The sequence below is a fragment of the Pseudomonas sp. RG1 genome, assembly GCF_025910115.1.
In the GTDB taxonomy this organism is placed as follows: Bacteria; Pseudomonadota; Gammaproteobacteria; order Pseudomonadales; family Pseudomonadaceae; genus Aquipseudomonas; species Aquipseudomonas atacamensis.
This window is the reverse complement of record NZ_JAPCIK010000006.1, coordinates 24,174-37,207: the sequence shown is the minus strand read 5'-3', so window position 1 is coordinate 37,207 and position 13,034 is coordinate 24,174. Positions and strand designations below refer to the sequence as shown.

Annotated in this window: 16 protein-coding genes; 9 read left to right on the top strand and 7 right to left on the bottom strand. The window is 60.5% G+C overall.

The window, feature by feature from the left end; genetic code table 11:
• The first annotated feature begins 3 nt into the window (after positions 1–3).
• The 8 genes from lptC to OK411_RS05215 all read left to right on the top strand — a co-directional run bounded on the left by lptC (position 4) and on the right by OK411_RS05215 (position 5,500).
• Positions 4–576, top strand: a complete 573-nt coding sequence (gene lptC, locus OK411_RS05250) for an LPS export ABC transporter periplasmic protein LptC (RefSeq protein ID WP_024011622.1) — start codon at positions 4–6, stop codon at positions 574–576.
• Positions 563–1,108, top strand: a complete 546-nt coding sequence (lptA, locus tag OK411_RS05245; RefSeq protein ID WP_016771679.1) for a lipopolysaccharide transport periplasmic protein LptA — start codon at positions 563–565, stop codon at positions 1,106–1,108. Before lptC ends, lptA begins: the two co-directional genes overlap by 14 nt.
• Positions 1,108–1,833: an LPS export ABC transporter ATP-binding protein gene (lptB, locus tag OK411_RS05240; RefSeq protein ID WP_024011621.1), complete on the top strand. Its 726-nt coding sequence runs from the start codon at positions 1,108–1,110 to the stop codon at positions 1,831–1,833. The genes lptA and lptB overlap by 1 nt, the downstream gene beginning before the upstream one ends.
• A 166-nt stretch (positions 1,834–1,999) precedes the next feature.
• Positions 2,000–3,490, top strand: a complete 1,491-nt coding sequence (locus tag OK411_RS05235) for an RNA polymerase factor sigma-54 (protein WP_110603721.1) — start codon at positions 2,000–2,002, stop codon at positions 3,488–3,490.
• Between the two features lie 73 nt (positions 3,491–3,563).
• On the top strand, positions 3,564–3,872 hold the full coding sequence (gene hpf, locus OK411_RS05230) for a ribosome hibernation-promoting factor, HPF/YfiA family (RefSeq protein ID WP_007912419.1): 309 nt from the start codon (positions 3,564–3,566) through the stop codon (positions 3,870–3,872).
• A 12-nt stretch (positions 3,873–3,884) separates the two neighbouring features.
• Entirely contained in the window at positions 3,885–4,349 is a 465-nt protein-coding gene (ptsN, locus tag OK411_RS05225; protein WP_264364535.1) for a PTS IIA-like nitrogen regulatory protein PtsN, read from the top strand.
• Positions 4,350–4,351: 2 nt separating this feature from the next.
• The gene (rapZ, locus tag OK411_RS05220) at positions 4,352–5,209 is read left to right on the top strand and encodes an RNase adapter RapZ (RefSeq protein WP_264364534.1); all 858 of its coding nucleotides are present in this window, start codon (positions 4,352–4,354) and stop codon (positions 5,207–5,209) included.
• Positions 5,210–5,224: 15 nt separating this feature from the next.
• Positions 5,225–5,500 (top strand): HPr family phosphocarrier protein, encoded by a 276-nt coding sequence (locus OK411_RS05215; RefSeq protein ID WP_016771685.1) that lies wholly within the window; start codon positions 5,225–5,227, stop codon positions 5,498–5,500.
• A 35-nt stretch (positions 5,501–5,535) separates the two neighbouring features.
• Here OK411_RS05215 and OK411_RS05210 read toward each other — a convergent pair whose 3' ends face one another.
• From OK411_RS05210 to pmbA, 6 genes are all read right to left on the bottom strand, one after another.
• Positions 5,536–6,429, bottom strand: a complete 894-nt coding sequence (locus OK411_RS05210; protein ID WP_264364532.1) for a ZIP family metal transporter — start codon at positions 6,427–6,429, stop codon at positions 5,536–5,538.
• 30 nt (positions 6,430–6,459) lie between these two features.
• Positions 6,460–7,071 carry a superoxide dismutase gene (locus OK411_RS05205; protein ID WP_122508225.1) on the bottom strand — a complete coding sequence of 204 codons (612 nt, stop codon included), beginning with the start codon at positions 7,069–7,071 and terminating at the stop codon, positions 6,460–6,462.
• Between the two features lies 1 nt (position 7,072).
• A complete protein-coding gene (locus tag OK411_RS05200) occupies positions 7,073–7,513 on the bottom strand; it encodes a hypothetical protein (RefSeq protein WP_042608764.1) in 441 nt (146 codons plus the stop codon).
• Positions 7,514–7,540: 27 nt separating this feature from the next.
• Positions 7,541–8,917, bottom strand: a complete 1,377-nt coding sequence (locus tag OK411_RS05195) for a class II fumarate hydratase (RefSeq protein ID WP_264364531.1) — start codon at positions 8,915–8,917, stop codon at positions 7,541–7,543.
• Positions 8,898–9,305 (bottom strand): FagA protein, encoded by a 408-nt coding sequence (locus tag OK411_RS05190; RefSeq protein ID WP_264364530.1) that lies wholly within the window; start codon positions 9,303–9,305, stop codon positions 8,898–8,900. Before OK411_RS05190 ends, OK411_RS05195 begins: the two co-directional genes overlap by 20 nt.
• Positions 9,306–9,557: 252 nt before the next feature.
• Positions 9,558–10,904, bottom strand: a complete 1,347-nt coding sequence (gene pmbA / locus OK411_RS05185) for a metalloprotease PmbA (protein ID WP_122610836.1) — start codon at positions 10,902–10,904, stop codon at positions 9,558–9,560.
• Between the two features lie 108 nt (positions 10,905–11,012).
• Here pmbA and yjgA point away from each other — a divergent pair, with 108 nt between their 5' ends.
• The gene (gene yjgA, locus OK411_RS05180; RefSeq protein WP_016771692.1) at positions 11,013–11,537 is read left to right on the top strand and encodes a ribosome biogenesis factor YjgA; all 525 of its coding nucleotides are present in this window, start codon (positions 11,013–11,015) and stop codon (positions 11,535–11,537) included.
• Positions 11,538–11,588: 51 nt separating this feature from the next.
• On the opposite strand, the gene tldD is transcribed toward yjgA, so the two are convergent.
• Positions 11,589–13,031 (bottom strand): metalloprotease TldD, encoded by a 1,443-nt coding sequence (gene tldD / locus OK411_RS05175; RefSeq protein WP_016771693.1) that lies wholly within the window; start codon positions 13,029–13,031, stop codon positions 11,589–11,591.
• Between the last annotated feature and the right edge of the window lie 3 nt (positions 13,032–13,034).

The window sequence follows — 13,034 nt, the reverse complement described above, 5'->3', positions numbered from 1 at the left end:
ACCATGTTTAGCAAAAAGTTTCGCAATTTCCTGCTGTTCGGCTGCATCGCGGCGATTTTCGCTGCGGTGGGTTACTGGAACATCAGCCCTGAGCGCTTCCTCGACAAGCCGCCGGTTTCGGCTGCCGAGAATCCGATCGACTGGTACGCGACCAACACGCATACCATTCAGTACCTGCCCGACGGCAAGGTGCAGTACGAGATGACTTCCGACAAGGCCGAGCACGTCAAGGCTACCGATGTCACCCTGGTGACCAAGCCTGATTTGAACATGTACCGCGGCACCGACTTCCCGTGGCACGTGACCAGCGAGCGCGGCGAAGTGAATTCGGGCGGCACCGAAGTTGAATTGATCGATTCGGTACGCGTACAGCGCACCGATGAGAAACAGCGCGGCACCCTGATCACCAGCACCCGCATGACCGTGTTCCCGCAGCAAGAATATGCGCAGACCGCGCAACCCGTTAGAATCGAGGGCGCTGGCGGTGTATCGACTGGCGTCGGAATGAAAGCGTACCTGAAGGACAGCAGGATACACCTGCAATCGAACGTAAGAGGACAGTATGAGGCTCGTTAAAACCCTCCCTATTTTGCTCAGTCTGGGCGCAGCACTGGGAAGCGCGAGCGCCTGGTCCCTGCCGAACGATCAGCAGCAGCCGATCCGCATTCAGGCCGACGACGCCCAACTGGACGACAAGAATGGCATTGCCACCTATAAAGGTGACGTGATCATTACCCAAGGCTCGATGATCGTTAAAGGCAACACCGTGACCATGACGCGCGCGCCCAATGGCGACATCGATGTGGTGACCTCGGTCGGCAACCTGGCCTATTTCGAGCAGTTGCAGACCCAGGGCGACGCCAACCCGGTCAAGGGCTACGGCGTGACGATTCAATACCACGCCCAGCAGAATCGGGTGGTGCTGATCGACAAGGCCAAGGTTATCGACAAGGACAACAACGTCACCCAGGGCGAAAAAATCGTCTACGACACCGTGAAGAAACTGGCCAGCGCCGGTCGCGCCACGGGCAGCAAGGTCACCGAATCGCGCCCGCGCATCGACATGGTGATCCAGCCGAAGAAGAAAACCGAAGAGAAATCCCAGTAATGGCAACTCTGAAAGCTCAGCACCTGGCCAAGGCCTATAAAAGCCGCCAGGTCGTGCGTGACGTCAGCCTGTCGATCGACAGCGGGCAGATCGTCGGCTTGCTCGGCCCGAACGGCGCAGGCAAGACCACGTGCTTCTACATGATCGTCGGCCTGGTGCAGGCGGATCAGGGCCGTGTGCTGATCGATGATCTGGACGTCAGCCACCAGCCGATGCACGGCCGCGCCAAGGCCGGTATCGGCTATCTGCCGCAAGAAGCGTCGATCTTCCGAAAACTGTCGGTCGCCGACAACATCATGGCGATCCTCGAGACCCGCCCGGAGCTGGACAAGGCCGGTCGGCGCAAGGAGCTGGAAAGCCTGCTGCAGGAATTCCACATCAGCCACATCCGCGACAACCTCGGCATGAGCCTGTCCGGTGGTGAGCGCCGCCGGGTGGAAATCGCTCGCGCCCTGGCCACTGCGCCGAAATTCATCCTGCTCGACGAACCGTTCGCCGGTGTCGACCCGATCTCGGTCGGCGACATCAAGCAGATCATCCATCACCTCAAGGCCAAGGGCATCGGTGTGCTGATCACCGACCACAACGTGCGTGAGACCCTGGATATCTGCGAAACCGCTTACATCGTCAACGACGGTCAACTGATCGCCGAAGGTGATGCCGAGACCATCCTGGCCAACGATCTGGTCAAGGAAGTGTATCTGGGTCACGAGTTCCGCCTGTAAGCGCGACAGCGCTGTATCGATTCAAGGCGCATTTATCCGCTTTAATTGTTACAGCGCTCTAGGCAAACACTTCAGTTTCAGGCATATAATTTGCTTAAGTTTGGCGCTTCGGCGCCCTGTAGTGGATGGCGCAAAGCGCCGGCGAATAAGGTGTTAAGCCCCTGCCATGAAACCATCGCTAGTCTTGAGAATGGGCCAGCAGCTGACGATGACACCGCAGCTGCAACAGGCCATCCGCCTGCTCCAATTGTCGACCCTGGACCTGCAACAGGAGATCCAGGAGGCTCTGGAATCCAATCCGATGCTCGAGCGCCAGGAAGAAGGCGACGACTTCGACAACGCCGATCCTCTGGCCGACAACGCCGAACAGAAGCCCGCCGAAATCCAGGAACCCTCCTACCAGGAAACCGCCCCGACGGTGGACAACCTCGAGGATGGCGAATGGAACGAGCGCATCCCCAACGAACTGCCGGTGGATACCGCTTGGGAAGACGTCTACCAGACCAGCGCCAGCAGCCTGCCCAGCAGCGATGACGATGAGTGGGATTTCACCACCCGCACATCCGCCGGCGAGAGCCTGCAGAGCCATCTGCTCTGGCAACTGAACCTGGCGCCGATGTCCGACACCGATCGCCTGATCGCCGTGACCCTGATCGACTGCATCAACAATCAGGGCTATCTGGACGAAACCCTCGAAGAAATTCTTGAAGCGTTCGATCCTGAACTGGACATCGAGCTCGACGAGATCGAAGCCGTCCTGCATCGCATCCAGCAATTCGAGCCCGCCGGTATCGGCGCCCGCAACCTCAGCGAATGCCTGCTGCTGCAATTGCGCCAGCTGCCCGCGAAGACGCCGTGGCTGAGCGAGGCCAAGCGTCTGGTCGCCGATTACATCGACCTGCTCGGCAGCCGCGATTACAGCCAGTTGATGCGCCGGATGAAGCTCAAGGAAGACGAGCTGCGCCAAGTCATCGAACTGGTGCAGAGTCTCAATCCGCGTCCAGGCTCGCAGATCGAATCAACCGAAGCCGAATACGTCATTCCCGATGTGATCGTGCGCAAGGACAACGAGCGCTGGCTGGTCGAGCTGAACCAGGAATCGGTGCCACGCCTGCGCGTCAATGCCCAGTACGCCGGGTTTGTGAAACGTGCCGACACCAGCGCCGACAACACTTTCATGCGCAACCAGTTGCAGGAAGCCCGCTGGTTCATCAAGAGCCTGCAGAGCCGCAACGAAACCCTGATGAAAGTGGCCACGCAGATCGTCGAACATCAGCGCGGTTTCCTCGAGTACGGCGACGAAGCGATGAAGCCGTTGGTATTGCATGACATCGCCGAAGCGGTCGGCATGCACGAATCGACGATTTCCCGGGTGACCACGCAGAAATTCATGCATACCCCGCGCGGTATTTATGAGCTGAAATACTTTTTCTCCAGCCACGTCAGCACCTCCGAAGGCGGCGAATGCTCGTCCACGGCGATCCGCGCGATCATCAAAAAACTGGTCGCAGCGGAAAATCAGAAAAAGCCGTTGAGTGACAGCAAGATCGCTGGTTTACTGGAGGCACAAGGCATTCAGGTGGCTCGCCGCACCGTCGCCAAGTACCGCGAATCCCTCGGAATCGCGCCTTCGAGCGAACGCAAGCGGTTGATGTAAGCCACGTTACAGCGTTCCAGTGGCAGGCTTTTCGGCCTGCCGCTTTATGCACTGGCAACGAAGGAGAAGCTGTATGCAAGTCAACATCAGTGGACACCAACTGGAAGTGACCCAACCTCTGCGTTCCTACATCGAGGAAAAACTCCAGCGACTGGAGCGACATTTCGACAAGATCACCAACGTGCAGGTCACGATGTGCGTCGAAAAGCTGAAGCAGAAGATAGAAGCCACCTTGCATATCCCCGGCAGCGAAGTGGTCGCCAACGCAGAAGATACCGACATGTACGCTGCGATCGACTCACTCACCGACAAGCTGGATCGCCAACTCAAAAAGCATAAGGAAAAGACCCAGAGCCTCCTCCAGGGCGCGACCGGTCGTTAACACCCCTATCCCATGATCCGACTTGAAACCATCCTGACCCCCGGCCGTTCCCAAGTGAACGCGCCGGGCGGCAGCAAGAAAAAAGCCCTCGAACAGATTGCCAACCTGATCCACCGCGAAGTGCCGGATCTGGCGATGCAGGATGTCTTCGAGGCGTTGATCGCCCGTGAAAAACTCGGCTCCACCGGTTTTGGTAACGGCATCGCCATTCCCCACTGCCGCCTCAAGAGCTGCACGGCACCGGTCAGCGCCCTGCTGCACCTCGAAGCTCCGATTGATTTCGATGCCATCGACGGCGCCCCGGTGGACCTGCTGTTCGTGCTGCTGGTCCCGGAAGCCGCAACCGACGCGCATCTGGAGTTGTTGCGCCAGATCGCCAGCATGCTCGACCGCAAGGAAGTTCGTGAAAAACTGCGCAGCGCTCCGAGCAATGAAGCCTTGTACCAGGTTGTACTGGACGAGCAGAACGGGCACTAATCATGCGTTTGATCATTGTCAGTGGCCGTTCGGGCTCGGGTAAAAGTACCGCCCTGAATGTCCTTGAGGACAACGGCTACTACTGCATCGACAATCTGCCGGCCGGTTTGCTGCCGGAGCTGGCCGAGCGTGCGCTGATTCACACGGAGCTGACGCAGCCGCTGGTCGCCGTGTCGATCGATGCGCGCAACCTGCCCAGCCATCTGTCACGCTTCCCTGAGTTGCTCGAAGACGTGCGTGCCAAGCATATCAAGTGCGATGTGCTGTACCTGGACGCCGATGAAGAAACCCTGCTCAAGCGTTTTTCCGAGACCCGTCGTCGTCACCCGCTGAGCAACGCCAATCGCTCGCTGGCCGAGGCGATTCACGATGAAACCGCCCTGCTCGGCCCGATCGCCGATCTGGCTGACCTGAAAATCAACACCACCAGCCTGAATCTGTATCAACTGCGCGATACCCTGAAGTTGCGCCTGTTGAATCAGCCTGAGCCCGGCACGGCGTTTCTGGTTGAATCATTTGGCTTCAAGCGCGGCATGCCGGTCGATGCCGATCTGGTCTTCGATGTGCGCTGCCTGCCCAATCCGTACTGGAAACCCGAGCTGCGCGCTCAGTCCGGCCTCGATGCCCCTGTGGCCGAGTATCTGGCGCAGCAGCCGGATGTCGAAGAAATGTATCAGGACATCTACGCCTACCTGAACAAGTGGCTGCCACGTTTCGCCGCCAGCAACCGCGCCTACGTCACCATTGCCATCGGCTGCACCGGCGGGCACCACCGCTCCGTCTACCTGACCGAACGTTTGGGTCAGGCCCTGCAGAAAACCCTGAAGAACGTCCAGGTTCGCCACCGCGACCTCACCTAAAGGATCCACACCGCGATGCCTGCTCGTGAAATCGAAATCATCAATAAACTGGGTCTGCATGCCCGGGCATCGGCCAAATTTGTCGGCGTGGCGGGTCAGTATCCAGACTGCACGATCCGAGTGGGACGCACACCTGAAACGACTGTCGACGGCAAGAGCATCATGGCGATGATGATGCTCGCGGCGGGCAAAGGCACCAAGATCCATTTGAGCACCGAAGGCGAACAGGCTCAGGAAGCCATGGACGCATTGGTCGATCTGATCGAAAGATATTTCGACGAAGGTGAATAATCCTCGAGGCGGGGCACACTGTTCCTCGCCTTCATTCAACCCAACGCCGTATCCATCACCATCATCAGACAAAACCCGACCAACAGGCCCAGACTGGCCAGCTTGTCATGCCCATGACGACGCGACTCCGGAATCACTTCGTGGGTCACCACCAGCAACATCGCCCCGGCCGCCAATGCCAGTCCCAGCGGCAACAGCACTTGAGCCAGACTCACCAGCCACGCGCATAACAGTGCAAATACCGGTTCGACCAGCCCCGACGCCGCGCCAATCAAAAATGCCCTGACCCGCGACATCCCTGCCCCGGCCAGCACCAACGCAATCACCAGGCCTTCCGGCACATCCTGCAACGCAATGCCCATCGCCAGGCTGTCGGCGTCCGCCATCCCGCCGCCCGCAGATACGCCAACCGCCATGCCTTCCGGAATGTTGTGCGCGATGATGGCGAACACGAACAGCCAGATTCGTGGTGGAATCACCGGATGCTCTAGCGTGCCGACGAGCATCTGCGGCGAGGCACCGGAGACGCGCCGATCCACCAGATACAGACCGAACGCGCCGAGCAGGATGCCGAAGCAGATCAGGCTACTGGCGGCCCACGGCGTCAGGCCAAGACTCTCCGCCGCAGCAATGCCCGGCACGATCAGCGAAAACGCCGTCGCCGCCAGCATCACCCCGGCACCAAATCCCAGCAAGGTATCGCTGAGTGCCTGCGGCATGCGCCGGATCACCAGCACCGGCACTGCGCCAAGCGCCGTGCCCAATGCGCAGATGGCACCGCCCTGCAAGGCGCGCAACAGCCTCGGTTCCAGATTCAGCCACTGCAAACCGTGGGCGACCAGCAAAGTCATACCCGCCAACAGCAACAGCGAGCCCACCGCGTAACGAAACATGCGACCGCTGCCAATCGCCAGTGTTTCCGTGCCCATAGTCAGCCCTGGATTGTTTTTATTGAAGGCTTAAACCAGTGCGGCCTGATAGCGCGCAGCAACTTCCGGCCAGTTGATCACGTTGTAGAACGCGTTGATGTATTCCGGGCGACGGTTCTGGTAACGCAGGTAGTAGGCGTGTTCCCAGACGTCGAGACCAAGGATTGGTGTGTTGCCGGTCATCAGCGGGCTGTCCTGATTGCCGCTGCTTTCCACGACCAGTTTTTTCTCTGGGGTCACGCTGAGCCAGGCCCAACCGCTGCCGAAACGGGTCAGCGCGGCCTTGGTGAAGGCTTCCTTGAAACTGTCGAGTCCGCCCAGTTGCTCGTCGATGGCCTTGGCCAGAGCGCCGTCGGGCTTGCCGCCGCCGTTGGGCACCATCACTTCCCAGAACAGCGAATGGTTGGCGTGGCCGCCGCCCTGATTGATCACCGCCGCGCGAAGTTTTTCCGGCAGTTGCTGGACGCTGGCGACGAGTTTTTCCACTGGCCACTCGGCGAATTCGGTGCCTTCCACGGCGGCGTTGAGGTTGTTGATGTAGGTCTGGTGATGCTTGGTGTAATGGATTTCCATGGTCTGCGCATCGATGTGCGGCTCGAGGGCATCGTAGGCATAAGGCAAGGCAGGCAAGGTAAAAGCCATTTCAATGGACTCCATACTGATGAGAAGTTGAGGCGCGGCGGGCATTGCCGGTGTCCGGATGCAGCAGGCGCTGGGTGCGCGGGTACTCGCCGTGCTCGCTGATGAAATTCAACAGTTCGACGTAGGTCTTGCTGCTCTGGCGCAACGCCGCCTCACGCAGGGCCGGGCGCAGGCGTTCGTCCTGCATGGTTTGCAACAAGCGCTGGTGGATGGCGCAAAGATATTCGGCGCTCTCCTCCGGTTGATTCAGGCGCAAATGCAGGTCGGCGAGGTTGTGATGAGAGACGACGCAGGCCGCCACCGCTTCGTCGGCATCCGCCCAGCGTTCGAACAACACTTGCGCCAGGGCCAGGGCTTGCAGATAAGCCTCACGGGCGTCGATCAGTTCGCCCAGCATGAAGCAGCGATTGGCCCGTTCGATCGTGCGTTTCCAGTGCTCCATGATGAGCCTCCAAAGCGGTTGCGGGGTTTACACGCCGCCGGCGGTGAGTTTCTCGGGGTTGAGCAACTCTTCCAGTTGGCTGCGCGACAGGTCGGTGTGTTCCAGAGCGACGTCGATCACCGCGCGGCCTTCCTTGTAGGCCTGCTTGGCGATTTCGGCGGCTTTCTGGTAACCGATGATGGGATTGAGCGCGGTGATCAGAATCGGATTGCGCGACAGCGCCTCTTTCAAGCGCGACTCATTGACCTTGAAACTGGCGATCGCCTTGTCACCGAGCAGGCGACTGGCATTGGCCAGCAGTTCGATGCTGCTCAGCAGGTTCTGCGCGATGATCGGCAACATCACGTTCAGTTCGAAATTGCCGGATTGGCCGGCCACGGTGATCACCGAGTCGTTGCCGATCACTTGCGCAGCGACCATCGCGGTGGCTTCCGGGATCACCGGGTTGACCTTGCCGGGCATGATCGATGAACCCGGTTGCAGCGCTTGCAGTTCAATTTCGCCGAGGCCGGCCAGGGGACCTGAGTTCATCCAGCGCAGGTCGTTGGCGATTTTCATCAGCGACACCGCAGTAGCTTTGAGCTGGCCGGAGACAGAGACCGCAGTGTCCTGCGAGCCAATCAGCGCGAACAGATCCTTGCCCGGGGTGAACTGCACGTCGGTCAGTTGGCTCAGATGCCGACTGAATCGCGCGGCGAACTCCGGATGCGCATTGATCCCGGTACCGACCGCGGTGCCGCCCTGCGCCAGCGCTTGCAGGCTTGGCAGCAAATCCTGCAGATGGCCGATATTGGCCTTGAGCTGCTGCGCCCAACCGTTGAGCACCTGGCTCATGCGCACCGGCATCGCGTCCATCAGGTGGGTGCGCCCGGTCTTCACATGGTGATGCACTTGCTCGGCCTTGCGCTCGATCACCTGGACCAGATGCAACAGCGCCGGCAGCAATTGTTCATGCAGCGCCAGCGCGGCGCTGACGTGGATGGTGGTCGGGATGATGTCGTTGCTGCTTTGCCCGCAGTTGACATGATCGTTGGCGTTGACCGGCTCGCCGAGCATGCGACTGGCCAGCGTCGCGATCACTTCGTTGGCGTTCATGTTCGAGCTGGTGCCGGACCCGGTCTGGAAGATATCCACCGGGAAATGCTGCATGAAATCGCCTTCGAGCAGACCTTGCGCGGCATCACTGATGGCTTTGCCCTGGGCCGCGCTGATCTGGCTCAGCTCAACGTTGGCCCGGGCAGCGGCGGCTTTGGCGAGGATCAGCGCGCGGATGAACTGCGTCGGCATCGGCTTGCCGCTGATCGGGAAGTTGTCCACGGCGCGCTGGGTCTGCGCGCCATAGAGCGCATCGACCGGCACCTGCAGTTCGCCCATGCTGTCGCGCTCAATACGTGTCTTGGTCATGCGAATGTCCTTGCAGCAAATCAATGAGAGAAATCGACGGTTGCAACTCGCAAGTGGCGAGCTGCCAGGTGTAGCGTTGCCAGCGCCGCAAGCGGCATTGGCATAGCGACAGGCGCTCCATTTCACGCAAGGGGCGCCAGGCTTGATCGAGACAGACGCTGCGCCAGTGCCACGGCAACGCGATGTCGGTGGCGGTATCGAGCAGCAGACGGAAAGACGTTTCGGCGACAGTCCAGGGCGAAGTGGCTGTGCAACAGGACAGATAGCGTCCTTCGGCGAGGTAGTGTTCGATCAGGCGCGGTTCGTCAGGATCCAGCGCGCAACGGATCTGGCGGCTCATCCAGCGCCAGCTTTCGAGGTAGGGCTGCTCGTGCAAGGCAGAACTCATGATCCGGGACTCGTTCGGAGATGAGATTTATTATTAGATGATAATGAGAACCAAAACAAGCACTCGAGTTTGCGCTGCTCACTTGTGGGAGTTAGCCTGCTCGAGAATGCGCTGTGTCAGTCAGCACATTTACAACTGATCCATCGTTTTCGCGAGCAGGCTCGCTCCCACAGGGGATTTGTGCGAAGCGAATTAAAAAGGCGCGCCATCCAGAACGGATGGCGCGCCTTTTTTTGTTGGCGGATTCGCGGCTTAGCTGCCGGCGACAGTCATCCGCTCGATCAATACAGACCCGGTGCGGATGTTGCTGCGCAGCTCCAGATCATTACCCACCGCGACAATCTGCTTGAACATGTCGCGCATGTTGCCGGCGATGGTCACTTCCTGCACGGCGAACTGGATCTCGCCGTTCTCCACCCAGAAGCCCGCCGCACCGCGCGAATAGTCGCCGGTGACCATGTTCAGGCCATGGCCCATCAACTCGGTGACCAGCAATCCCCGGCCCATGCGCTTCAACAGCGCTGCCTGATCTTCATCGCCATGGGTGACGAACAGGTTGTGCACGCCGCCCGCGTTGGCGGTGCTCGGCATGCCCAGTTTGCGCCCGGAATAGGTGCCGAGGATGTACGAGACCAACTCGCCCTTCTCGACGAACGGTTTCGCGTAAGTCGCCAGGCCATCACCGTCGTAGGAAGCACTGCCCATGGCACGCATCAGATGCGGACGCTCATCGATGGTCAGCCAATCCGGGAACAGCTTCTGCCCGAGGGTGCCTTCGAGAAACGACGATTTGCGATACAGGCTGCCGCCCGACACGGCCGAGAGGAAGCTGCCGAACAGACCACCCGCCAGTTCGGCGGAAAACAGCACCGGCACCTCGCATGTCGGCACCGGCCGCGCGCCCAGACGGCTCGCCGCCCGTTGCGCGGCACGCTGGCCGATGCTCACCGGATCGGCGAGCAGACTGCCCTGGCGATTGACGTCATACCAGTAATCGCGCTGCATCTGGCCGTCGGCTTCAGCGATCATCACGCAACTCAGGCTGTGCCGGGTCGACGCGTAGCCGCCGATGAAACCGTGGCTGTTGCCGTAAACCCGGCAGCCCTGATGGGTGCTGAGGGTGGTGCCGTCGGCGTTCTTGATCCGCGCATCAGCATCGAACGCCGCGGCCTCGCAGAGCAAAGCCTTCTCAATGGCCTGCTCCGGGGTGATGTCCCATTCGTGGAACAGGTCGAAATCCTGCACATCCCTGGCCATCAGTGCGGCGTCGGCGAGGCCCGAGGCTTCATCTTCGGAAGTGTGCTTGGCGATGGCCAGTGCTGCTGCGACGGTTTCACGAATCGCCTCCGGCCCGGTGGCCGAGGTGCTGGCCGAGCCTTTGCGCTGGCCGACATACAAGGTAATGCCAAAACCCTGATCACGATTGAATTCAACGGTTTCGACCTCGCGCTGACGCACCGAAGTCGACAGCCCCTGCTCCAGCGACACCGCGACTTCACAGGCGCTGGCGCCCTGGCGCTTGGCTTCGGCGATGATCTGCTCGACCTGTTCTTGCAGTGCCGGCAATGCCTGCGGGCCGACGCTTTGAACTGCACTCATGCTCATCTCCACTCAAATTCTGCTTTCGGCTGGGGTCATCGAGCGACCGGGCCGGACAAGCGGCCCCCGACTGGTTATCATGGCGGCGTTTCTTTGCGGACTGCCACCATGGTTGATTCTTACGACGACTCCCTCGATACGGGAGAAAAAAGCAAATCTCAGGTCAAACGCGAGTTGCATGCGCTGGTTGACCTCGGCGAGCGCCTGACCACACTCAAGCCTGATCTGGTCGCCAAACTGCCGTTGACCGACGCTTTGCGCCGGGCATTGGCCGATGCGCCCAAGCACACCGCGAACATCGCGCGCAAACGGCATTTGCAGTTCATCGGCAAACTGATGCGCGACCAGGACACTGACGCGATTCTGACTCTGCTCGATCAACTCGATGCCTCCACTCGCCAGTACAACGAGCGTTTCCATAATCTGGAACGCTGGCGTGACCGCCTGATCGCGGGCGATGACGCCGTGCTGGAGAAATTCGTCATCGAGTACCCGGACGCCGATCGCCAGCAATTGCGTTCCCTGATCCGTCAGGCCCAGCATGAGGTTGCGCAAAACAAACCACCTGCTTCGAGCCGCAAGATCTTCAAATACATTCGGGAGCTGGACGAGACTCAACGCGGCCTGCGTTGATAATCGCCACCGGGTGGCCGTCCTGCGCGCCACCCGTAAGCCCCGCCTCTCTTATGCGCCCGTGCCACCCACGGTAATCGCATCGATCTTCAGCGTTGGCTGGCCGACACCCACCGGCACCGACTGCCCATCCTTGCCGCACGTACCCACACCGCTGTCCAGCGCCAGATCGTTACCGACCATCGACACCCGGCTCATCGCCTCGGGGCCGTTGCCGATCAATGTCGCGCCTTTGACCGGTGCGGTGATCTTGCCGTCCTCGATCAGATAAGCCTCGCTGGTGGAGAATACGAACTTGCCGCTGGTGATATCGACCTGACCGCCGCCGAGGTTCGCGCAGTAGATGCCCTTCTTCACCGAAGCGATGATTTCCGCCGGATCACTTTCGCCACCGAGCATGTAGGTGTTGGTCATCCGTGGCATCGGCAGGTGCGCGTAGGATTCGCGACGACCGTTACCGGTGCGTGCCACGCCCATCAGGCGCGCATTGAGCTTGTCTTGCATATAGCCCTTGAGTACGCCGTTTTCGATCAGCGTGGTGCACTCGGTCGGCGTGCCTTCGTCATCGACGCTCAGCGAACCGCGACGGCCGCTCAAGGTGCCGTCATCGACGATGGTGCAAAGTTTGGAGGCAACCATTTCACCCATGCGCCCGCTGTAGGCCGAGCTGCCCTTGCGGTTAAAGTCGCCTTCCAGACCGTGACCGACCGCTTCGTGCAGCAGCACCCCGGACCAGCCGGAACCGAGCACCACCGGCAAGGTACCGGCCGGCGCCGGAATCGCTTCCAGATTCACCAGCGCCTGGCGCAGCGCTTCGCGGGCATAACCCATGGCGCGGTCTTCGGCGAGGAAGTAGCGGTAATCGGTACGCCCACCGCCGCCGTGCCCGCCGCGTTCGCGACGGCCATTTTGTTCGACGATGACGCTTACGTTGAAACGCACCAGTGGACGCACGTCGGCGGCCAGGCCACCGTCGGTGGAGGCCACCAGGATTCGCTCCCAGACCCCGGCCATGCTCACGCTGACCTGCTGAATCCGTGGGTCGAGTGCGCGGGTGGCGACGTCGATGCGTTTGAGCAACTCGACTTTTTCCGCGCGGCTGAGCACTTCCAGCGGGTTATCGGGCGCGTACAGTTGCGCGACGTCCTGGCTGGTGAACGCCTGCACGGTGCCGTTCTGCCCGGCGCGGGAGATCGAACGCGCCGCACGCGCCGCTGCACCGAGGGCCTCGAGGGTGATCGCGTTGCTGTAGGCAAAACCGGTTTTCTCACCGGACTGCGCGCGCACGCCGACACCCTGATCGAGGTTGAAGCTGCCTTCCTTGACGATGCCGTCTTCCAGCGCCCACGACTCGGAAATCTGGCCCTGGAAATACAGGTCGGCGGCATCGATGCCCGGCCCGGCCAGATCGCCGAGCACGCCTTGCAGGCTCTCGATCGTGACACCGCCGGGTGCCAACAGGTGATCACTGACTGAGGACAACAACTCGCTCATAGG